The organism is Nibribacter ruber (assembly GCF_009913235.1).
Classification (GTDB): Bacteria; Bacteroidota; Bacteroidia; order Cytophagales; family Hymenobacteraceae; genus Nibribacter; species Nibribacter ruber.
Map to the genome: position 1 here is coordinate 2085878 of NZ_CP047897.1, position 21900 is coordinate 2107777.

Here is a 21900-nt window from a genome sequence, read left to right on the forward strand (position 1 = left end):
AAGTAAGAAGCACATTATTGCCACCCAGCTACGATTTTTTCTAAAACCCGAGGCAGAGATTAGAGTATTAAGAAAACTTCTACTTCTTAATTTCTACCCATGGCGTCTGCTGAGCATCAGTTTAAACACCTCTTTCCGCGCAGTGTGCAATATGACCCTCATTGGGTGCGTACCCATTCCATGGGCGAGAACGTGCTTTTCAACCTGGAGAGCATTACGGCTCAGATTCCGCTCAAGAAGGGCATGCGCGTGTTGGACTTGGGCTGCGGCAAGGCCATCAGTTCTATCTTTCTGGCCAAGGAGTTTGGGGTGCAGGTATGGGCGGTAGATGAGGCCATCTCTGCAACAGACAATTACAAGCGCATACTGGAAGAGAACTTAGAGAACCAGGTATTCCCCATTCAGGCAGATGCCCGGTCCCTGCCCTTTCCGCAGGAATTCTTTGACGTGGTGCTGGTCATTGACTCGTACACCTACTTTGGCACGGATGACAAGTACCTACCCTACATCTGCAAGTTCCTGAAGCCCGACGGCTACATTGGCGTGGTGGACGTTTGCTTTCTGGAGGAGATTGAGACGCTGGACCAGGTCCCGGATTTTCTGCAGGAAGACTACCAGGATTACTGGTACTACATCCACTCCATACCCTGGTGGAAGAAGCTCTGGGAGAAGACTGGCTTGGTAGAAGTGACCACTGCAGAGCTGCTCCCGGCCGCCCAGCTCATCAAGGAGCAGTATGTGAAGGACTTTGAGGAGCATGGTCAAAAAAAAGACCCGTTTGCCCGGGCGCTCAAAAAAGATAATCAGCAAACAATCAGCTTCTTCCGGCTGGTGGGCCAGCGCACCGACAAAAATGCCTACCTGCAGTCTTACAAAAAAAGCTAACTTGCAAGCGCAAAAGTTAGCTTAGACGAAGCAGACCTAGTTTTTAGCAGTAAATTCTCTGCTGCTACCTATAATAAATACAGTATCCTGACGATTATAAAATGACCCTCTCTAAGAAGCTGTCATTCATGATATTGTAGGTTTGGAATATCACATAGCGGAAACGCTGACAACGGTGAGCATTGATTTTAAGCCATTTTTTCATGCGCACCAGGACGGCCTATTCTTGTTGCCTGACGGCCCACTAACCGTGAGGCACATCACCTGATGCTTCCCCGAACCTACTTGAAAAGCCTGCCCTCGCGCAGGCTTTTTCATTGTATACCCGTTCCAACTTCACTCCAAGGGGAGAACGGTCCTTGGCTTTTCGTTTTTAGCCTCTTTTCTGGAAAACAGCCCAAAAACGACCATTGGCAGAGTTAAGATTAAGGTCTAAACAAAACGGCTGCTTGGCAAGGCAATGACTATGAGTAGGCGAAGTGGGAATATTGATTTTGCTATACGCCCACCACAAACTAGCCCATAGGCAACCGCATATACCACAGCAATCGGTTTTGGGATAGGTGGAATTTTCGTTGCTAGTCTCTTTTCCTGAAATACAGTCACCTCATTTCACATCATCTAACCTCATCCATGAACTCCCCGGTGACCAGATTGTAGCGCCTACCTTTGGGCAGCACGTGCAGCAGCAGGTGTTCCAGGCACAGAGGCTCTCCCTGCTCTATCTGGGTGAAGTTGTTCTCCTCCAGGTGTCGGCCATCAATGACCACTACCAAGCCAGAGCCGATGGTTTCAATGCACTCGTTCTCTCTAATCAAAATGCCGGTGTCCTCTCCCAGCCCAATGCCCACGTGTGACGGGTACGCCGAGATGGCTTCTATCAGGCGAGGCATGCGCCGTCGGTTGACAAAGTGGGTGTCAATGACCAGGTCTTCCAGCAGCCCCATGCCCTCTTGCAGACGCACCATTCCCTTAACCAGGGCATTGTCATCCCGTGACTCCTCAATCATGATCTTAGAAAGCGCCATGGCCCCGGCACTGGTCCCCGAGATGAGAAACTTCTCCTCCTGCTGGTAGCGCTGTTTCAAGAGTTCCAGCGCCGGCGACCCCAGAAAAACCTCTGAGATGCGGCGCTGGTCTCCGCCGGTGAACATGAGCCCGTCGGCCTTTTTGATCCTTTCCAGAAAATAGTCGTCCTGAGCGGTGTCTGAGTGTTGCATGTACAAGACTCCCACGTTGTCACATCCCAGCTTCAGAAACGCATCTAGGTAAAGCTGGCCCATCTGCTCTGGAATATGGGAGGCCGAGGTGATAACCTCAATGCGGGTGCCCAGGCCATGCAGCTCGTCATGAATGCGTTTGAGAATGCCATGGTCAAAGAACCGAAGATGCGTCTGCAAATGCTCCTCGGCAGGACTGGGATAGGTGCCCTTGTCCTCGTTGCCGCCAATGGCCACTATTTTCCCTTTGGGCTTTTGCATACGCGTCTGCTTACTCATGTACCGTAAGGCTCCCTTTCATGACCGGGTGGAAACTGCAGTAATAGGCCACACTTTTTGAAGCCACCAGGGTCCAGGATTGGCCGCTGGCCAGCGCCGGAGACTGCCAGGCGTTCTTTGAGGTTTCTGTGACATTATGCGTGACCACGTCCTTGTTGACAAACACCACCTTGTCGCCTTTCTTGACGGAGAGGCTGCCGGGAGAGAACTTCATCTGACTGATCTCTACCGTGTGCGTGACCTGAGCAAGCATACGCGGCCTGGTCCCCACCGCCATGAACAAGAAGAGCAGGAACAGGCCGTAGACCGCTTTGGCGCGCCAGTTAGCCGACCTTCTCATTTCTTATGGAAGTGTTTCTGCACCATCTCAGCATGTTCCAGGTGCGCTTTAAGGGCCGGAACCACAGACTCCAGAAAACCTCTCAGGTCTGCGTTGTCAGACTCTGGAATCAAGAGATCCTGCACCGCAGAGATTACAGACTTGTGGTAGGCCACCTCATTGTCAATGTAGGCTTTGTCAAAGGCCGCCCCAGATTTGGCCCGAAGGTCTTGCTTGGTTTTCTCTGCCTCTGCCAGGAGTTGTTTGCCCACGGCATGCTCCACGGGGGTAACGCCCAGTTTCTGCACCAAGGCCACAGCCTGGTTTATTACGGCGGTATGGTCATTGGTCATGGTCTGGGCAAACTGCAGGATCTCTTTGTTCTTGGATTTCTCCTGGGCCACTTGGGCAAACTCAATGTCTATTTTGTTGGCAGTCACCGCCACAGAGGCTACCTCTGCATCAGACAGTTGGGTAGTACCTTGCGCAAGCGCAGCGTGGCTAAACAGGGCGCAGAACAGAAAGCCCAAAGCGCCGGAAAATGTTGTTTTCAGTGTTTTCATGGTCGTTATAGATTAATGGTTTCTTATTAGATGCACCTGCCCTTAAGCCGTTACAAAATTTCATCTGAATCTTTAAGACGACCAGAAACCAGCAACCCAGGAAACTGACAAGCGGGAATGACTATTGACTGACTAGGATCCGCTGCATAACCCGTTCTACCAGCTCATCGCAGTGGGTAGAGCCAAACGCATAGGCAGTGGATTGGTCAAACAGGCTGCCCAGGCTCGTTTTTAGCATTTCTTTAGCCCTGTGCAGACGTACCCTGGTGTTGCTTTCAGAGATGTCCAGACAATGTACTACTTCTTGCAGGCTCATTCCCTCTACTTCCCTTAGAATGTACACAATCCTGTATTTCTCTGGAATCCTGTCAATGGCTGCTTCCAGTTCCTGCTTGATCTCCTGCCGAATGATGTTTTGCTCAGGGCTCAAATAGTTGACCGCCTGCAGATAGGTAGTGGCTAAATCTACCAACATACCAGGTTCTACAGCATTGGCCATTAGCTTCTTCTGGTCACGCAACTTGCCCAGCGCCACGTTGATCCCTATCCTGATGAGCCAGGTAGAGAAGAAAAGATGGTTTTTGAGCTGAGCCAGCCGTTCATAGGCTAGCAAATAGGTGTCCTGCATGGCATCTTCGGCGTCTGCCACCTCCTGCAAGTACGATCTGATGGCCCGGTACAGCTTCTGGTTATGACGGCGCATGAGCACCTCGTACAATTCCTTCTCGCCGTGCAACACCCGCTCCACTACCTCAGCATCTGAGTACAAGGAAGCGTGCGTGATCTGGTCTTTGGTTTTGGAGGAAGTTTCCATGCCGGAAGAATTTGAATGTGATGAAAGCGCAGGAAAAGCAGGTACTCACGCGGTATGGGAGGGCATTCTGTAGTACGTTTTTAATTGGCCTTCATCTAAGAAAAAGACCGGAACATTGATGGCTTTGGAGCCTGTGCTTTCATAGACCAGCCTAGAGACTTTTGGCAAATACTCTCTTAGCTCCGTTTTTTGCTTGTTTTCCAGGAAATAGCCCAAAAACGCCTTCCAACAGTCAGCAATGAAAAATCAGCAATAATCCAATTTGGAGAATGACACGCCGGCGCTTACATTTGCAACACTTATCCAGAAAGACGGAGGGATTAGGCCCTGTGATGTCTTAGCAACCCAATTCAGTTGGGTGCTACTTCCTACCCAGTTCGCTTGGCGTGCTGGGGGAGATGAGTGACGGAATTTCCTGCCCGCCCGCCCGCCACTTTCCTCCGCGCTTTCTGTATACGTAACCATACCCACGGTGAACCCAGAAAGAGATGACGCGCATAGAGGAAGAAGTACAAAAACGAATTTTAGTCTTAGACGGTGCCATGGGCACCATGATTCAACGCTACAACCTCCAAGAAGAGGACTACCGCGGTGAGCGTTTTAAAGACCATCCCACAGATGTAAAGGGCAACAATGATTTGCTTTCCCTCACGCAGCCGCACATCATCAAAGAAATACACAGCCAGTACTTTGAGGCCGGCGCCGATATAGCGGAGACCAACACGTTCAGCGGCACCTCCATTGCCATGGCCGATTACCAGATGGAGGATTTGGTCTACGAACTCAATTTTGAATCTGCCCGCGTAGCCCGTGAAGCGGCCGATGAGTGGACCGCGAAGACCCCAGACAAACCGCGTTTTGTGGCCGGCGCCATGGGCCCTACCAACCGTACTGCCTCTCTTTCACCAGACGTAAACAACCCTGGCTACCGCGCCATCACCTTTGATGATTTAGTAGAGGCGTACACTGAGCAGATTAGAGGCTTGGTAGACGGCGGCGTAGATGTGCTATTGGTGGAAACCATCTTTGATACCTTGAATGCCAAGGCGGCTTTGTTCGCCATTGACCAATACAGCCAGCAGACGGGCAAGCGTCTGCCTATCATGGTGTCTGGTACCATCACAGATGCCAGCGGCCGTACCCTTTCTGGGCAAACGGTAGAGGCGTTTTTGTACTCGGTGTCGCACATGCCGTTATTGAGTGTGGGCTTTAATTGCGCCTTGGGCGCGAAGCAGTTGCGTCCGCACTTGCAGTCTTTGGACAAAGCGTCTAAATTCAGAATCAGTGCCTACCCGAATGCTGGTTTGCCAAACGCGTTTGGGGCCTATGATGAGACGCCTGAGCAGATGGGCGAGCACATACGGGATTATTTAGAAAACAACTTCGTGAACATTGTGGGTGGTTGTTGTGGCACTACGCCGCCGCACATCAAAGTCATTGCCCAGATTGCCCAAGAATTCTCACCGCGTCCCCTCCCGGAATTACCGGCCGTTCCCACCTACTCCGGCTTGGAACCCCTCACCGTCTTTGAAGGCTCCAACTTCGTCAACATCGGCGAACGAACCAACATCACCGGCTCCAAGCAATTCAAGCGCCTTATTGTAAACGGCCAGTATGAAGAAGCCCTGGCCATCGCCCGCGGGCAGGTAGAAAACGGTGCCCAAATCATAGACGTGAACATGGACGAAGGTCTGCTGGACTCCGAAGCCGCCATGACCACCTTCCTCAACCTTATCGCCTCAGAACCAGACATCGCCCGCGTGCCCATCATGATTGACTCCTCTAAGTGGAGCGTGATTGAAGCCGGTCTGAAGTGCGTGCAAGGAAAAGCCATTGTCAACTCCATCTCCCTCAAAGAAGGCGAAGCCCAGTTCAAGGAAATCGCTCGCAAGGTGCGCAGTTACGGGGCCGCCGTGGTGGTGATGGCTTTTGACGAAGAAGGCCAAGCCGACAACTACGAACGCCGCATACAAATCTGCCAGCGTGCTTATAACATATTAACAAAAGAAGTAGGCTTCCCGCCGCAGGACATCATCTTTGACCCGAACATCTTAACGGTGGCCACGGGCATGGAAGAGCACAACAACTACGCCGTAGACTTCATCAACGCCACCCGCTGGATTAAAGAAAACCTGCCGGGCTGTAAAGTAAGCGGCGGCGTGAGCAACATTTCTTTCTCGTTCAGGGGCAATGACCCCGTGCGCGAGGCCATGCACTCTGTGTTTTTGTACCACGCCATCAAAGCCGGTCTGGACATGGGTATTGTCAACGCGGGAATGCTGGAAGTCTACGAGCAAATCCCGAAGGATCTGCTGGAGCGCGTAGAGGATGTAATCTTGAACCGCCGTCCAGATGCCACCGAGCGCTTGGTAGATTTCGCTGAAACGGTAAAAAACAAAGGCAAAGAGATTGTCCGGGATGAGGCCTGGCGCAGTGAGCCGGTGCAGAAGCGTCTGACGCACGCGCTGGTGAAAGGCCTGGTGGAATACATTGACCAGGACGTAGAAGAAGCCCGTCACCTGTTCCAGAAGCCGCTGGAAGTGATTGAAGGCCCGTTGATGGATGGCATGAACGTGGTGGGCGACTTGTTCCAGGAAGGAAAAATGTTTCTGCCGCAAGTGGTGAAAAGTGCGCGCGTCATGAAAAAGGCCGTGGCCTATCTGTTGCCGTTTATTGAGGAGGAGAAGGCAAGAGTGGCGGCGTTAGAGCCCCACCCCCAGCCCCTCGGCTCTCTTTTAGGCGAGCATGTTTTTAGAGCTGATCCGAAGAAGTGGGAAGCGCTTTTGAATTTTAGTCGTGATGGCCGGAAGAACCCAACCGTAGCTGAAGATATCTTATGGCCAGAGCTTAGAGGAAAGAAGCTAGAAGGTCATAAATTCAGAAGGCAACACCCCATACATGAATTTATTGCTGACTTTGTCTGCATCAGAAAGATGCTAGTCATAGAAGTTGATGGAGAATATCATACTAAACAACAAGAATATGACGCTCTTCGCTCTGAAGTCCTTAACAGCCTAGGTTACCGGGTTCTCCGCTTCACTAATGAAGAAATACTGCAGGAAACACCACTGGTTTTAGAAAAAATCAAGCAGACCCTTCAACTAGAACCATTATCTCCTCAAAACACACCAGCGGACACCCCCTCTCCACGGGGGAGGGGGCAGGGGAGTGGGGCCTCCCGGTTCGCCGGCAAAATCCTCCTCGCCACCGTCAAAGGCGATGTGCACGACATAGGAAAAAACATTGTGGGCGTAGTCTTGGCCTGCAACAACTATGAAGTGATAGACCTGGGCGTGATGACCCCAATAGATAAAATCCTAGAAACTGCCCGCCAGGAGAATGTAGACGTGATTGGCCTGAGTGGTTTGATTACTCCTTCTCTGGATGAGATGGTGTCGGTGGCCAGGGAGATGGAGCGCCAGAACTTTAACGTGCCGTTACTCATTGGCGGAGCCACTACTTCGCGCGCGCACACGGCCGTGAAGATTGCCCCGGCTTACAAGGGCACGGTGGTGCACGTACTGGATGCTTCGCGCAGTGTGCCAGTGGTAGGTTCTTTGCTGAGCCCCGACAACCGCGAGAAGTTTGCGCAAGACATGAAGGCGGAGTATGATGAGATGCGCGAAGGCTACCTGAGCCGCCAGAAGGAGAAAAAATACCTCACACTGCCACAGGCCCGCGCCAACAAACTGCCCATCGACTGGAAAGCCGAGGACATTTACCAACCCGCTAAAACAGGCGTGACCGTATTCAAAGGCTTCCCACTGGAGGAGTTGGTGCCCTACATTGACTGGACGCCTTTCTTCCAGACTTGGGAGTTGCACGGCCGCTTCCCTAAACTGCTGGAAGACCCGCTCATTGGTTCAGAAGCCACCAAGCTTTTTGCAGATGCGCAGGCGTTATTGAAGCGCATTGTAGATGAGAAACTGCTTATTGCCAACGGCATTGTGGGTCTCTTTCCGGCTAACAGCATCGGGGAAGATGACATTGAAGTGTATGGCCATGAGCAACGCACCGAGGTGTTAACCACCTTCCGCTCTTTGCGTCAGCAAGGACAGAAAGGGCCGGGTGTTCCCAACTTGGCGCTGGCAGATTTTGTAGCACCCAAGGAGACTGCTTTACCTGACTACGTGGGTGGCTTTGCGGTAACCACAGGCCATGGCTTGGAGGAATTGCTTCAAGAATTCGCCGCCGACCACGACGACTACCACAGCATCATGGCCAAAGCGTTGGCAGACCGCCTGGCCGAGGCCTTCGCCGAGAAACTGCATGAGATTGTGCGCAAGGAATTGTGGGCCTATGAGCCAGAAGAAAGCCTCACCAACGAGGAACTGATTAAGGAGAAATACCAAGGCATCCGTCCGGCGCCGGGTTATCCGGCCTGCCCAGACCACACGGAGAAAACCACGCTGTTCCAGTTGCTAGACGTGGAGAAACACACCGGCATCACCTTAACCGAAAGCCTGGCCATGTACCCCACCGCAGCAGTGTCTGGCTTGTACTTCGCGCATAAGCAGTCACGGTATTTCGGGTTGGGTAAGATTGAGAAGGACCAGGTGACAGATTATGCCCAGCGCAAAGGCATGACCGTGGAGGAAACCGAGCGCTGGTTGTCACCGAATTTGAATTACTAAGCGGTTCCGTTTTTGGCCTGTTTTCAGGAAATCAGGCCAAAAACAGAGAGGTAAACACATTATTCCTTTTCAGGGTTTCCCTCTTTCCTGTCATCCTGAAAGGAACTTGTGAGCAAACTAATTTAGCGCCTGAGTAAACGCTATTACAAATACCCACAAGGTCCTTTCAGGATGACAACTGGGTGAGATTGATGAGGAAACTTCCTTAGAGGCAAAACCTCTTAAAGACATTCTTTACATCGCCTAGGGCGAACAGGAACAACTAAACGCCAACAGGCAAAACAGCACCCGACATTACGTCAATGAAAGTAACCGAGCATTTACAAAACGCCACTTCTACCCTATTTTCTTTTGAGATTCTTCCGCCTGTGAAAGGGAAAAGCATCCAGTCTATTTATGAAGGTATTGACCCTTTAATGGAATTCAATCCGCCGTTCATCAACGTGACCTATCACCGCGAAGAATATGTATTCAAAGAACGCGGCAACGGGCTGCTGGAGAAAATCACCATCCGAAAAAGGCCGGGCACCGTGGGGATTTGTTCGGCTATCATGAACAAGTACAAGGTGGACACGGTGCCGCACATCATCTGCGGGGGCTTCAGCAAGGAAGACACAGAGAACGCCTTGATGGACCTCAACTTCCTGGGCATTGACAACGTGCTTCTGCTTCGCGGCGATGCCGTGAAAACCGAGGCGCATTTCAGGCCGCACACAGACGGGCACGCGCACGCCTCAGACCTCATCCAGCAGGTGGTACAACTCAACCATGGCCAGTATCTGGATGAGGAAATGGAGAGCCCTACCCCAACAGATTTCTGCATTGGCGTAGCCGGTTACCCAGAGAAACACGTAGAGGCCCCCAACCTGGCCACTGACCTCAAGTACCTCAAACAGAAAGTAGATTTGGGCGCCCAGTACATCATCACGCAAATGTTCTTTGACAACAAGAAGTTCTGCGACTTCGTGACTGCCTGCCGTGAAGCGGGTATTACCGTTCCTATCATTCCGGGTCTCAAGCCCTTGACCACCTGCAACCAGCTTACGGTTTTGCCGCGCTTCTTCAATATTGACTTGCCAGAAGATTTGGTAAATGCCGTAGAGGCCTGCAAAACACCGCAAGACGTGAAGCAAGTGGGCATTGAATGGACCATCCAGCAGTGCAAAGAGTTGATGAATTTTGGGGTGCCGTGTCTGCATTTTTATACCATGAGTAAGTCTGAAGCTACCGCCGCCGTAGCCAGAGCCATTTTCTAATTGCCATTTTTGGCCTGTTTTCCAGAAATCTGGCCGAAAACGGATTTATAGCCTCTTCAAAAAGCACTAACTTGTAGCCTTCTAATTTTATTCTAGCTACCTGATATGTGTTGCTGCAATCTGGGGCTTTATCCCATATATTGATAAGCCGAATATTTTGCTTGATTCAGTTGTTGGTTGCATTAAGTATTATGATTAAGAAACTGCTATCGTTACTAATTATACTTTTCGTAAACCTTTGTGCCTATGCACAGGATGAGGATATTCCTTACAATTTAAACAGAGCCTACCTAAATGGAGTGGACGGATATAAAACAATTAAGGTAACCACCACCTACGATTCAGGAGATTACAGGGTAGAGGATTACCATCTATACAATTCCTTAAACCAAAATTACTTGACGCTATCCTACTTCATGGACACTCTAAGCAGCAAATACACTTTTGACTTTGATGCGAAGGGAAGGGTTGTCAAGCAGATAAATTGGGGAATGACAATCAGAGACTGGGACAAAACCTATCATGACATTAACAAGATATTTTGGATAACCACTTACGACTATTATTCCAGCGGTAGGATAAAAACCGTCACCAATACTTGGTTCAACGAGAGCGGCCCTGAGTCAAGGACAGTGATTCTGTATAGGTATGACGCAAAGTTGAATATCCTTGAAGAGGAGACAATCAACTACGACCTCGACAGTCTAACCTCTAAGTTATACTTTGAGCCTAATTCAGTGAAATTGGCAGAGAATCAAAATATTCCTTCAGTTAGGAAATCCACCAAGAAATACATTCAACAAAAGAATAAGACAATAATAGAGAACTATCAGGACGGGACGCTGAAAACCAGAGCAATAGTTGTAAACTCCAATAAAACGACAACTGAAAAATTGACTGATTTAACAGGCAAAATTTTAAGGGTTACCACAATTAGCTATAACAGCCTAGGCAAAAAAGTAAAGGAGGAAATAAGCGGAGACAAGGATATTTCTGACTTGGAGGAGTACGGAGATGGGTATGGGAATGATTTAATATCTTATGCTTATAACAAGCAGCACCTACTAAGTATGATTACTTACGGGAATAAAGCTGAGAAGGGAAAGCAATTTGTAAAGTTTGAATATTACAGAGAATTACTGCAACCATCAAAACCTGGAAAGCATTAGTCACATTCCCTTTTTACCATATCCCAATTTTTAGGCTATTTTCCCGTAAAACAGGCCAAAAACGATTTATTGCGCCTTCCATTGCACCCATTTGTAGCCACCTAATTTTATTCTGTCATCCGTTAAGCGCCGCTGTAATCTGGGGGTTTATTCCATATATTGAACTGATAAGCCGAATAAAATTTTTATTCTGTAGGTGGGCAAAATGAGAAGTGGGGAAAAATCAAGCCAGAAGAGAGACAATACATGAAACAACACTTCGCATTTTTCTTGGCTCTCCTGTTCCAAAGCTGTGCAACCCAACAACATAATAGAAATGCAGTTGTAAGTAACAAATATGACTGCCGCCTATTTAGCAGTGAATTTGACGAAAAACCTTATGTGTTAGTAAAGAGCATTGAGCCAGCCTTCACTATATTCAAGGATAGCATTAATGACGGCACGATCTTCTTCAGGAGGTATTTTAACGATTCCGAATCTCAAACGGCAATAGTGTTGGATGCAAAGACAGGAGAGTTATGGATAAGCGATGCAGGCATTATAAATAAATCCTCTTTTACTGGCCAGGACTTTTTTGTTGCAATGGAATTGATAACAAAAATTGAGAAAGGTTCTTTTAGACAAATCTGTAGTGCTGGACCAAGTGAAGGCTCCCTGTCTCTTTTACTTGTTAAAGAAAATGGCAAAATAGTGTCCAAATATGAAGCGAGCCAATACGACTATAGCCATTTGAACGAATCAGAGGAAGAGAAAATTAAGAATGCTCTAGGTTTAATCCGCTTGTTAGATACAAAGAATTAAGAATCGCTTTTCCCAACATTGTGTATAAGACAAACTAAAGTTTTGCACGCCTCATACACGAGACCGGAAGCTGTATTCCCGTTTTTAGCCTACTTTCTAGAAAACAAGCCAAAAACGCCCCTCCTCAACTCTTCCCTCACCTATCCTCGAGCAACCAACAACGATACTCTTAATACCCAATATGCAGAATGGCGTCGCCTTGGTTAACGACGGGCATATGGTTGAGACCAATCACGTAACCGCTAACGGGTGAGATGATGGGATAACTGTCAAAGCCATACGGATCTGCCGAGGTGCCTATCTGTTGGCCGCGGTTGATGATTTGGCCGTTCTTCACGAAGCTTCTGAACAAGCCAGCCTTGGGCGCGCGTACCCAGGTGTCTTTTTCGCAGATGATGCTGGGTTGGGAAAGCGGCGTGGACGAACTGATGATACCCAGATGGTGCATGACGCGGTGCGTACCTTCAATGGCTACGTTGATACCGTGCTCATCAAAGCGTAAAGACTCGCCGGTTTCATATACAATAATGGGCTTGCCCATCTGGGAGGCTTCTTTACGCAGCGAGCCTAACCGCAGGTTAGAGTTAAGGATGAAAGGCGCGCCAAAAGCATGAGCCAACTGCGCGTTTGTTTCTTCCTCTAGCACACAGCGCAGTTGGGGAAAGTTGGACCGACTGGCCCCACCCGTATGGAAATCAATGCCATAGTCTACCAGCGGCAGAATCTCTTTGGTGAACCTCGCGGCCACGCGGCTGGCCAGAGAGCCGTTGGCGTTCCCCGGAAAGCTTCTATTCACGTCTTTGCCGTCTGGCACCTCTCTGGAGAAGTTCAGGAAGCCGTAGATGTTGAGTACCGGAACGGCAATGATAGTGCCTCGCTCTGGTTGCAGCATATTCCGCCGAATCATACGCCGGATGATTTCAATGCCGTTCACCTCATCGCCATGCATGCCGGCCATGAGCAAGAGCACCGGCCCCGGCTCCTGAGCCCGGAACACGTGTACGGGTATGTCAATCTCAGTTCCGCTGGGGAGCCTGGAAATAGCCAGCCTGATTAGGATGTTCTCACCGGGCTGAATGGCGGTCTCATTGATGATCATCTCCGCCATCGCCGGTGGTTTTCTTTTTGCTGGTTTTAGTGGCCTTCTTGTTGACCAGTAGCTCTGTAAATTCTATTATTTTGCCGGCTATATCTTTCTGAGTGGCTCTCTCAATGCCTTCCAAACCCGGGGACGAGTTCACTTCTAAGATAAGCGGTCCGCGTTTGGATTGCAGCATGTCTACGCCGGCCACGTCTAAGCCCAAAGATTTGGCGGCCATGAGGGCGGCGGCTTTCTCGGCGCGGGACAGTTTGATGAGCGTGGCCGTACCACCGCGGTGCAGGTTAGATCTGAACTCGCCCTCCTTGCCCTGGCGTTTCATGGCGCCCACCACCTCGCCGTTCACTACAAATACGCGGATGTCGGCACCTTTGCTTTCAGCGATGAATTCCTGCACAATGATGCGGGCCTTAAGGTTATGGAAGGCCTCAATCACCGACTCGGCGGCTTTGCCAGTCTCTGCCAGCACTACGCCCAGACCTTGCGTGCCTTCCAGCAGTTTAATCACTAGTGGGGCACCGCCTACTTCCTGAATCAACTGCTTTACTTCTTTGGAGTAATTAGTGAAGGCAGTCTTAGGCATACCCAGACCGGCGCGCGCCATAATCTGCAAAGAGCGCAGTTTGTCTCTAGAGCGCACAATGGACTGGCTGGCCACCACGCTTTTCACTTTCATCATTTCAAACTGGCGTACCACGGCCGTCCCGTAGAACGTGACAGAGGCCCCAATACGCGGAATGATGGCGTCTATGCCGGTGAGCAGTTCGCCTTTGTAGAGAATGTGGGGCGCGCCTTTTTCCATGACCAGGTCACAGCGCAGGTGGTCCAGCACCACGGCTTCGTGGCCGCGTTGTTGCGCGGCTTCAACTAACCGGCGCGTAGAGTACAGCCGGGCATTACGCGAGAGAATCGCTATCTTCATGAGGTCTGGTCTTTTTTCTTGGGTGTTCTTTTGGCCTTGGTGGCTTTCTTGTTTTTGGCTTTGAGCGACAGGTTCTTCTTAGAAACGTCTACCACAAACCGGCGCCGCAACAGCGTACGGCCCAACAGCACAGGGTATTTCAAATCGCTTCGGTCTGAGAGGGAGAACTCGGTCTCCATCTCCTGCCCATGCACCACAATGGTAGTACGAATGATGTAGCGTTCCTGTACATCGCCAAACGAACTTTTTACATTGCGCAACGTGAAGTCATTGAACTCAAAGGCTTTGTGGTTGTAGGCGGGGTGCGACGGGTCTAGCAGCTCAAAGTGAATGGCCTTGCGGCCGTCTGCCTGCGTGACCTCCCGTATGTTGTTGCAATGGATGGAGGAGGTGAAGGCCCCCGTGTCAATCTTGGCCTCTACCTCAAACAACTCCAGCCCGGGGAAGTCTACCATCTCCCGTCTGCCAATGATTTTTTTCTCAAGACTCTCTGTCATATCGCTAAAAGCTAAGGGTCTGTGCTCGTCGTTTCTCGGCTAATTTCTGAAAAACAGGCCAAAAACGGTTGTCTCTTTTACGTGTGGCTGGTAACATGGAGAGGTTCAGGGGGAAAGAATTTGTGATTGGTTGGATGATTATCTTCGGATATACTCTTTTAATAACTTTTCTCCTTCTGGCTCGCCTTCCCAAATTTCAATTCTATAATAATCATCTCCTTCATCACCTTCTACACTTGCTAAATTCATTGAGGAAACCCTAACCCTATAGTTTCCGGGCTTTAATTCCTTTTCAAATTCTACATGCCCATTAGGGCAATCTCGCAATTGCAGTGTCTTTGAAGTCACCATTAAGTCTCCTTCAACTACATGGTCATACCTATCGAGGTTATTAGCAAAAGGTGGTTGTTGAAGGAAAGCAATTTCTCCTTTTGCAGGGCCATAACATTCAGTTCCCACCCCCAAAACGCCAACATCCTTAGCTAACCTTATTCTAAAAGCAGTTTCATTCCAAAAGTCGTCTCCAGTTTTCAAGGGGGACTCTTTATCACAGATGTAGAATTGGTTGTAAGAAGTGTTAAAGCTTATCTTACTTACATCTTCACTAGTAGAAATCATGGCACCTTTAGGTTGACAGGATAGTAAATGGAATATTAAAACGGCCAATGATATAAAGTATTTATACCTCATGTCTAGTTTTAATCATTTCACAATCCACGGTTTCTTTGTTTTATCCGTTCACTAAACAGTGGATTTCTCTCAATAGCTTTAAGAAACTCATCATCAAAACTACTTACTGTCATGAATTCAAAATCTACCCAAAAGAAGTGTCTTAGCCCATTTTGTTTTAGAATCTTGAATTTAGAGTCTTCAGGGAGATGCTCAAGTCTCAATGTATCAGGCACGGGTTTATCAAACTGATAGATTCTTAATTGATTGGTGTTCATTTCTAGAATCTGCTTTAGTCCATTTAGGTCGGTTTGTAAATCAAACTCCATTCCTCTTACAAGACTGTCCTTTAGAACCAACCCGGTTTCAAATTTCAGGTCAGTTTTCCACCAATGGATTACCTCCGTTGGCCAGAATTTATGGATAAAAATGTTATTGACGCTTTTATCAATAAGCTCCCAAATCTCTTCATTTGAATTTATATCGAATATAATTTCCTTCATTTTTAGAGTCTGGAATAAATTTGAAATAACCGCCTTTCTAACTCGCCCACAAATTCCTTTCAGGATGACAGGGTGGGAAGTGCATGCGTTGAGAAGCCAATATAAAAAGAAAAGGAGCCGTACTCCCAAGCACGGCTCTTTTTCATATATCAATTTTCCTATGGCTTACTTCCCGCTGTAGGTGATGCGGTAGATGGCATCGTTCATGTCATCTGAGACTAGCATTGAGCCGTCTGGCATTACTTCTACGTCCACGGGGCGTCCCCATTCTTTGCCGTTCTGCAACCAACCGGCCGCGAAGGGCATGAAGCTGGTTTTGCCTTGCGCATCGGTCCGGAAGAGGCTTACCTGATAGCCTATTTTCTCAGTACGGTTCCAGGAGCCGTGCTCGGCAATGAAGATTTGCTTGCGGTAGGTTGATGGGAACATGGTGCCGGTGTAGAACTCCATGCCTAGCGTTCCGCCGTGCGGGTTCAACTTTTGAACTGGGGCGGTGTAGTCTGCGCAGTTCTTGCCTTTGCCAAACTCAGGGTCCAATACATCGCCGGCGTGGCAGAAAGGATACCCGAAGTGCATGCCTTTTTTAGGCGCTTTGTTCAGCTCATCTGGCGGGGTGTTGTCACCCATCAGGTCACGGCCGTTGTCGGTGAACCAGAGTTCTTTGGTGTCTGGGTGCCAGTCAAAGCCCACGGTGTTGCGCACGCCGTTGGCAAACACTTCCAGGCCAGAGCCGTCAGGGTTCATTCGGTTGATGGCGGCGTACACGGGCTTCTCAGAAAGGCAGATGTTACAGGGTGCGCCCACCGGCACATACAGCTTATCATCTGGCCCGAAGGCGATGTACTTCCAGCCGTGGTGTTCCTCTGTCGGGAATTTGTCATAGACTACCACCGGTTTGGGCGGATTCTTGAGGTTGGCTTCAATGTTGTCATAGCGCAGGATGCGGTGAATCTCGGCTACGTACAGAGACCCGTTTCTAAAGGCCACGCCGTTGGGCATTCTCAGGCCGGTGGCAATGGTGATGACCTCATCGGCTTTGTTGTCTTTGTTGCGGTCCACTATGGCGTAGACACTGCCTTTGTCGCGGGTGCCCACAAACAGGGTGCCGTTGGGCGTGAGCGCCATGGAGCGGGCATTCACCACTTTTTGGGCGTAGTAGCTTATTTTGAAACCATCAGGCATCACAATCTTGGCTAGGTTGCCTTCGGTGGCGGGTTCTTCGGTGACGTTCTCAGAGAGGGTGTCCTGGGCTTCGGTGGAAGGTTTCTCGCCCTCAGCGTTGGCATTTGGTTTGCTGCTGTCTGAGGAACAGCTCATCTGGAAAGCCAGGGCCAGGCCCAGAACGCTCAATTTAACGGTAGAAAGTCTTTTCATAGGTTGGTTAGTGGTTGTTCGTTGTTCGTTAATCGAAGGTGAAGTAATTGATACGCATCCTGAACATCGTTTTTGGCTTCTTTTCTGGAAAACAGCCTAAAAACGGAACAAGGTAGACAAGAATTAGTTTGGTGTACGCGCCTTACAAATTCTTGGCCGAGCGCCGGTGGTTCTTCAGCCAGGAGGCTACGTCATAGAGCAGGTGCGTATGTCCGGCGTTCAAGATGACCAGATTGTGTTTGCGCAGGGCTTTCAAGAATACCTCTAGCCGCTTGGGCGAAATAATCTGGTCATACTTACCCAGAAAAACGGTCACCTCCATCTCGCTCTGGTTGAGCAGTTTGACTACGTTTCTAATGTCAAAGGTGAGGTTTCTAAAGGCAGTCCAACTGCGGTACACGCGCAGGCGCTTCTCTTGGGAGTTCATCTGCCAATTGGCAAATTTCACCAGCCCCGAGTCTACCACCCGCTTGCGCTCCAGCCAACCCAACGTCTGAAAAAACCGCGTAGGCCGAAGCACGATGCGTTTGAACAAGCCTTGCAACCAACCTGGGTACGTGGCAATGTTATACAGCAAATGCGTCTTGATGCCATCGGGTGCAATCAGGTACAACTCATCCATCTGCCCATGGAATTTCTCCAACGTGGCCAGCGCGAACTTCCCGCCCATGCTAAACGCCATCACCGAGAACCGTTCTATTTTTTCCTTCTCCAGCAAGGCCTGCACAAATTCCTGCAGCCTGGTTTTGGTAAGCGGTTGGTCTGCCTTGCTCAAGGTACTCCCCCCATGGAAGAACAAATCCACGGCATACACCGTGTAGTCTGGTTGCAAGGTGCGCGCCATCACGTCAAAGTAATGTCCTTCCTGCCCGTACCCATGAAACGCCAACAACGCCCTAGGGCCGTTCCCTAACTTTCTGTAGTGGAGCTTAGAGGTTTGCAGTCTGATGATGGACACTGGAAGAAGTTTTGGTGATTTTCTCTATACGAGAGGCGCTGGCGCTTTTGGCTTGTTTTGGTGAAAAGAGGAGGAAAACAAATCAAATAAGATCAAATATCAATTCCAAAGCATCTCCTTTAAAATACTTCCCTCCCATTCTAAAATCAAGATGGATAATTAGCCTCAGTTCAATCTCAGTTAATTGTGAGATTGTCAATTTAAAGTATTCTTGGAACCCCTCAACTGATATCTCTTTATCACCTACTTCATATCTAACTGAAATAGGAAATCCCTCTTCTTTTGTAGTATACAAAAGTGACTATGTATCAGTAAAATCTAAAATTTCAAAGCTTGGGAAGCTTATCATGCCTCCAAAATTCTTTTGGGAAGAATCTGGCAATTCACTCAATGCCTTAAATTTCCAAACTTTATATAATGATGTAGTTGATAAATTTCCTTCCGTTCGGTTTTGAGACAGATGCACCTCTAAGAGTTTTACATTTTCCAGTTCTTCTTCACTTGGCACTTTCTCCCTTAGCCATTCATGATAGCCATATTCAACATCTCCCCTTATTGGAATTTCTATATCAATCAAAGAACCGAACAACGCATTATGAACGGAAGATTTAATCCTATCATCTATCCTGTCAGGATCAACTTTAACACCAGCTATTTGCTCCCTATTAATTTCATAGGGGACAAACTTGTAATCAGGAAACCAACCTGCTATCTTTTGTTTTAGCAACAGGAACGTCTCTCTATACTCAAATTCAGGAGACACTGTAATTGCCTGAAAACTAGAGAAAGTTTGACACTTTACTCCTTCAGGCTCACCCCAAGTACTTGCCCGTTCTAGAGTAATTTGAGTCATATCAAGACCAAAGATTGTATAGTAGGGACCAAGTAAGCTTATATAAAAACGAAGCTCCTTCGTCCATCTAAAATTTTTGCCCTTTTGATTACTTAATGAGATATATCCCTGAAAGCTAGGGTCATTACGATACGCAAGGAGATGGATTTTTTTCCCAAACTCTTGTCTCAAATGCTTCTCAAATTCTCCCCATTTTAGCTTGTAGTTCTTTGGATTAAAGACACTATCATAAATAAGGCATTCCAGATTATGAGCCTTCTCATCCGCTAAAAGTGCATCATCTTCCTCTTCGCCTTTCTCTAAGTAATAATGCTTTTCTATTGTGCTTAGAATTGAGGAAAAGTCGTACTTATCTTCATTAAAGCTGAAAGAATTGTCCATAAGGTTTACAGAGATTTCTACCTACTTATTCTCCACCACCGTCACCCTACTCCCTCTGCCAGTCACATCAAAGACTTTCAACTTCACCGTACCTTTTTCAGCGATGGACCCTGAATACACCTTGCTTTGGACAGTTGGTTCTGAGCCATCTACTGTGTACCGAATCACCATCCCCGGCAACTGCACATTGGCTACCACTTTTCCGTTTTCTACTAAGGCGCCAGCAGTTGGGATGCGGTATTGGAAGCCGTTGTGGTAGTAGTTGAGACGTGACAATTCACGTTTGCCAAGGATATTTACAAACTGGGACCAGGCGGTGTTGTAAAGGGCTTCGCTTTTGGCAGGATTGGGTTCAGTGGCCCAGGTGGGGTCTGGTGCCCAAGCGCGTTCTGCCAGTCCTAAGAGTTTGGGCAGGAGCATGTATTCCTGGCGTTCGGGGCTGAGGATTCTTTCGCTCCAGAGCGGGGCCTGCAGACCTACAATGTTGGCTTTGCCTTTGGCGGTGAGTTGTTCTTTTCCGGCGAAGGTGCCTGGCTTGATGGGGTTGTTGCTCTCATCCACCTTCATGTTTTTCATGTAATCCAGCGGAATGAAATAGAAGGGCTTGTCCAGGTCTACGAAGCCTCCCCAGTACAAACCGGGCTCTTCGTAGGCTTTTTGGTAAGCTAAATCCAAGTATAGGTTGGTCACGTTGGTTAGCACCACTTTGTAACCTGCGTTGGCCATGCGGTAGGCCAAGTCGCTGTTGGAGCCGATGTTGTTCCAGACGTCTACGTGCACATTCTCCTTGGCCAGCACTGGGTTGGCCACATAGGTCAGTTTTCCATTATCGCGCACCTTGCGCAGGCCCACTTCCTCCCAACCCGACAAGTACAATTTGCGGGCTTTTACCATGGCGTTAAGCTTGTTGAAGAAGTAGTACCACAAGTCATCAATTTCTTTGATGGACGCATCTTTCTTCATCAAGGCATGCACCGACGGTGATTTCTCCCAGACGCCTTTGGGCACCTCGTCGCCCCCGAAGTGGATGGTCTGGATAGGCGCGCCAGCTTCTTTGTACATGGCTAATACTTCATCCGTCACCTTCTCCAAAAACTGATAAGTAGACGGCATAGACACGTCCATCACGTTGTCGTTCCAGTACTGCACGGAACGGTAGACGGACTTGTCGTTCAGGTCACGGAGCAGGTACTGCTCGGCCTCGGTTTTCTTGCCTTCCTTGAGCAGACGGTAATAGCGGGCGTCCATGGCCTTGATGGCGGCACGGGCGTGGCCGGGCGTCTCAATCTCTGGAATGACTTTGATGTGTCGGGCCTTCGCGTATTTGAGAATCTCGATGAAGTCAGCCTTGGTGTAATGACCGCTTCCGGTAGTGTTGTTCACATCTGGGCCAGAGGCATAGGCAGATTGCAGGAACTGTAGATTATCCAGCGTGTGTCCGCGTCTTCCGCCTACTTGGGTCAGTTCTGACAGGCCGGCAATCTCCAGTCGCCAGCCTTCGTCATCATTCAGGTGGAAGTGCAGAACGTTGAGTTTGTAGAGCGCCATTAAATCCAGCACCTTGAGCACCTGGTCTTTCGGCTGGAAGTTGCGGGCCACGTCCATCATAAACGCACGGTGCGGAAACCTAGGCGCGTCCTTTACCTGCACTCCATCAATGGTCACCGAGGTTTGCTTTTTGGCCAGCGCCAAAGGTGGCATTAGTGTTTTTAATGACTGAATGCCATAGAACAGGCCGGCCGGCGAAGTGGCAGAAATCACAATGGACTTTGGCTGTACTTGTAACTCATAGCCTTCAGCGCCTAAACCTGCTTTCTTTTTTAACTGAATAGTAGTGGCACCCGCTCCCGCCGCATCCTGCTTCCCGAACACATTTTCCAGAAACGCCTCTAAGTGTTGCTGTTCATTTGCAAAGCCTTGGTCAGCGGTGATTCCAGTAGCAGGAGTTAAAACAATGGATGTTCCGGTTTTGGTGTATTGCACCGGCGCGGGAAAAACCTTCGTCAGTTTGTCTTCTGCAATGTCCTGTATGACTTGGTTCTGGCGGTAGATGTCCTGGGCTTCTATCCAACCTACTGCGTTTTTGGTGGGCTTGACGTACTGCGTGTTGATTGCATGACCTTTGGCAGGCTCCTTGTCCCAAACCAGGTAAAAACCGTAAGGCGCCCGCGAATCATTGATAATCTGACCGGCAGATACCAACTCCACGCTGACAGAATCACCGCTTGCAATGGCTTTAAAATTCTCAGTAGGTGTTAAACGCAGTAAATCACCGTTGATGGATTCTATTTTGATTGGTCCATTGGTGTCCTTGGCTTTGTAGGACGGCGACCCATTAAAATAAATCGTCCAGCCGTTGGCCAGCAAGGGTGCATTGCCGGTGTTTTTGAAGGTCAGCGAAGAACGGGATTGCGTTTTGCCTAAGTACTTTTCTTCCAAGACTTGAAAGGTGAGTTTAAGGTCGGATTTGGCATTGTCTTGCGGGGTAGAAGTGGTTTCTACCTTTTCCTGCTTTTTAGGGCTCGGCTGTCCGCAACTCACCGTCCAGACCGAAAAGAAACAACCCAAGAAACCAATCCAATACTTTGCCATGCCGTCTATCTTTTAGGGGAAGAAAAGGTAAAACTAGAAATCCGTTTTTGGCCTGTTTCTCAGAAACCAAGCCAAAAACGGACCATTACAAAATCAAATTACTGACTACTCA

At 48.9% G+C, this 21900-nt stretch carries 18 protein-coding genes and 1 riboswitch; of the genes, 5 read left to right on the plus strand and 13 right to left on the minus strand.

Annotation, left to right across the window (positions count from 1 at the left end; translation table 11 throughout):
- Positions 1 to 99: 99 nt before the first annotated feature.
- Positions 100 to 885, plus strand: coding sequence for an SAM-dependent methyltransferase (locus tag GU926_RS08850; protein WP_160691041.1), 786 nt, complete (start codon positions 100 to 102; stop codon positions 883 to 885).
- 617 nt (positions 886 to 1502) lie between these two features.
- Here the strand turns inward: GU926_RS08850 and GU926_RS08855 are convergent.
- From GU926_RS08855 to GU926_RS08870, 4 genes are all read right to left on the minus strand, one after another.
- Positions 1503 to 2366, minus strand: a complete 864-nt coding sequence (locus GU926_RS08855; protein ID WP_160691043.1) for a cyanophycinase — start codon at positions 2364 to 2366, stop codon at positions 1503 to 1505.
- A gap of 10 nt (positions 2367 to 2376) precedes the next feature.
- Complete coding sequence (locus tag GU926_RS08860; RefSeq protein ID WP_160691045.1) at positions 2377 to 2724, minus strand: cupredoxin domain-containing protein; 348 nt, start codon at positions 2722 to 2724, stop codon at positions 2377 to 2379.
- Positions 2721 to 3266 carry a DUF4142 domain-containing protein gene (locus GU926_RS08865; RefSeq protein ID WP_160691048.1) on the minus strand — a complete coding sequence of 182 codons (546 nt, stop codon included), beginning with the start codon at positions 3264 to 3266 and terminating at the stop codon, positions 2721 to 2723. Before GU926_RS08865 ends, GU926_RS08860 begins: the two co-directional genes overlap by 4 nt.
- A 121-nt stretch (positions 3267 to 3387) precedes the next feature.
- Positions 3388 to 4080, minus strand: a complete 693-nt coding sequence (locus GU926_RS08870; protein WP_160691050.1) for an RNA polymerase sigma factor — start codon at positions 4078 to 4080, stop codon at positions 3388 to 3390.
- A gap of 296 nt (positions 4081 to 4376) precedes the next feature.
- Positions 4377 to 4485, plus strand: a riboswitch (SAM riboswitch).
- A gap of 83 nt (positions 4486 to 4568) precedes the next feature.
- On the opposite strand from GU926_RS08870, the gene metH reads away from it, so the two are divergent.
- The 4 genes from metH to GU926_RS08890 all read left to right on the plus strand — a co-directional run bounded on the left by metH (position 4569) and on the right by GU926_RS08890 (position 11940).
- Entirely contained in the window at positions 4569 to 8714 is a 4146-nt protein-coding gene (metH, locus tag GU926_RS08875; RefSeq protein ID WP_160691052.1) for a methionine synthase, read from the plus strand.
- A gap of 302 nt (positions 8715 to 9016) precedes the next feature.
- Entirely contained in the window at positions 9017 to 9970 is a 954-nt protein-coding gene (gene metF / locus GU926_RS08880; RefSeq protein WP_160691054.1) for a methylenetetrahydrofolate reductase [NAD(P)H], read from the plus strand.
- A 191-nt stretch (positions 9971 to 10161) separates the two neighbouring features.
- On the plus strand, positions 10162 to 11139 hold the full coding sequence (locus GU926_RS08885) for a hypothetical protein (protein ID WP_160691056.1): 978 nt from the start codon (positions 10162 to 10164) through the stop codon (positions 11137 to 11139).
- A gap of 246 nt (positions 11140 to 11385) precedes the next feature.
- Positions 11386 to 11940 (plus strand): hypothetical protein, encoded by a 555-nt coding sequence (locus GU926_RS08890; protein ID WP_160691058.1) that lies wholly within the window; start codon positions 11386 to 11388, stop codon positions 11938 to 11940.
- 169 nt (positions 11941 to 12109) lie between these two features.
- On the opposite strand, the gene GU926_RS08895 is transcribed toward GU926_RS08890, so the two are convergent.
- From GU926_RS08895 to GU926_RS08935, 9 genes are all read right to left on the minus strand, one after another.
- The gene (locus GU926_RS08895) at positions 12110 to 13048 is read right to left on the minus strand and encodes a succinylglutamate desuccinylase/aspartoacylase family protein (RefSeq protein WP_160691060.1); all 939 of its coding nucleotides are present in this window, start codon (positions 13046 to 13048) and stop codon (positions 12110 to 12112) included.
- The gene (rimK, locus tag GU926_RS08900; protein WP_160691062.1) at positions 13026 to 13961 is read right to left on the minus strand and encodes a 30S ribosomal protein S6--L-glutamate ligase; all 936 of its coding nucleotides are present in this window, start codon (positions 13959 to 13961) and stop codon (positions 13026 to 13028) included. The genes GU926_RS08895 and rimK overlap by 23 nt, the downstream gene beginning before the upstream one ends.
- Complete coding sequence (locus GU926_RS08905; RefSeq protein ID WP_160691064.1) at positions 13958 to 14458, minus strand: ATP-dependent zinc protease family protein; 501 nt, start codon at positions 14456 to 14458, stop codon at positions 13958 to 13960. Before GU926_RS08905 ends, rimK begins: the two co-directional genes overlap by 4 nt.
- Before the next feature lie 138 nt (positions 14459 to 14596).
- A complete protein-coding gene (locus GU926_RS08910; RefSeq protein WP_160691066.1) occupies positions 14597 to 15076 on the minus strand; it encodes a hypothetical protein in 480 nt (159 codons plus the stop codon).
- Between the two features lie 89 nt (positions 15077 to 15165).
- Entirely contained in the window at positions 15166 to 15630 is a 465-nt protein-coding gene (locus GU926_RS08915) for a hypothetical protein (protein ID WP_160691068.1), read from the minus strand.
- Positions 15631 to 15795: 165 nt separating this feature from the next.
- Complete coding sequence (locus tag GU926_RS08920) at positions 15796 to 17004, minus strand: PQQ-dependent sugar dehydrogenase (RefSeq protein WP_232058473.1); 1209 nt, start codon at positions 17002 to 17004, stop codon at positions 15796 to 15798.
- Positions 17005 to 17146: 142 nt separating this feature from the next.
- Positions 17147 to 17962 (minus strand): alpha/beta fold hydrolase, encoded by an 816-nt coding sequence (locus GU926_RS08925; protein ID WP_160691070.1) that lies wholly within the window; start codon positions 17960 to 17962, stop codon positions 17147 to 17149.
- A 301-nt stretch (positions 17963 to 18263) separates the two neighbouring features.
- Positions 18264 to 19196, minus strand: coding sequence for a hypothetical protein (locus tag GU926_RS08930; protein WP_160691071.1), 933 nt, complete (start codon positions 19194 to 19196; stop codon positions 18264 to 18266).
- Positions 19197 to 19217: 21 nt separating this feature from the next.
- Entirely contained in the window at positions 19218 to 21788 is a 2571-nt protein-coding gene (locus tag GU926_RS08935) for a family 20 glycosylhydrolase (RefSeq protein ID WP_160691072.1), read from the minus strand.
- Positions 21789 to 21900 lie beyond the last annotated feature (112 nt).

Coding starts and splice junctions, on each gene's coding strand:
- GU926_RS08850 (WP_160691041.1), top strand. CDS start 100: ATGGCGTCTGCTGAGCATCAGTTTAAACACCTCTTTCCGCGCAGTGTG.
- GU926_RS08855 (WP_160691043.1), bottom strand. CDS start 2,366: ATGCAAAAGCCCAAAGGGAAAATAGTGGCCATTGGCGGCAACGAGGAC.
- GU926_RS08860 (WP_160691045.1), bottom strand. CDS start 2,724: ATGAGAAGGTCGGCTAACTGGCGCGCCAAAGCGGTCTACGGCCTGTTC.
- GU926_RS08865 (WP_160691048.1), bottom strand. CDS start 3,266: ATGAAAACACTGAAAACAACATTTTCCGGCGCTTTGGGCTTTCTGTTC.
- GU926_RS08870 (WP_160691050.1), bottom strand. CDS start 4,080: ATGGAAACTTCCTCCAAAACCAAAGACCAGATCACGCACGCTTCCTTG.
- metH (WP_160691052.1), top strand. CDS start 4,569: ATGACGCGCATAGAGGAAGAAGTACAAAAACGAATTTTAGTCTTAGAC.
- metF (WP_160691054.1), top strand. CDS start 9,017: ATGAAAGTAACCGAGCATTTACAAAACGCCACTTCTACCCTATTTTCT.
- GU926_RS08885 (WP_160691056.1), top strand. CDS start 10,162: ATGATTAAGAAACTGCTATCGTTACTAATTATACTTTTCGTAAACCTT.
- GU926_RS08890 (WP_160691058.1), top strand. CDS start 11,386: ATGAAACAACACTTCGCATTTTTCTTGGCTCTCCTGTTCCAAAGCTGT.
- GU926_RS08895 (WP_160691060.1), bottom strand. CDS start 13,048: ATGGCGGAGATGATCATCAATGAGACCGCCATTCAGCCCGGTGAGAAC.
- rimK (WP_160691062.1), bottom strand. CDS start 13,961: ATGAAGATAGCGATTCTCTCGCGTAATGCCCGGCTGTACTCTACGCGC.
- GU926_RS08905 (WP_160691064.1), bottom strand. CDS start 14,458: ATGACAGAGAGTCTTGAGAAAAAAATCATTGGCAGACGGGAGATGGTA.
- GU926_RS08910 (WP_160691066.1), bottom strand. CDS start 15,076: ATGATTTCTACTAGTGAAGATGTAAGTAAGATAAGCTTTAACACTTCT.
- GU926_RS08915 (WP_160691068.1), bottom strand. CDS start 15,630: ATGAAGGAAATTATATTCGATATAAATTCAAATGAAGAGATTTGGGAG.
- GU926_RS08920 (WP_232058473.1), bottom strand. CDS start 17,004: ATGAAAAGACTTTCTACCGTTAAATTGAGCGTTCTGGGCCTGGCCCTG.
- GU926_RS08930 (WP_160691071.1), bottom strand. CDS start 19,196: ATGGACAATTCTTTCAGCTTTAATGAAGATAAGTACGACTTTTCCTCA.
- GU926_RS08935 (WP_160691072.1), bottom strand. CDS start 21,788: ATGGCAAAGTATTGGATTGGTTTCTTGGGTTGTTTCTTTTCGGTCTGG.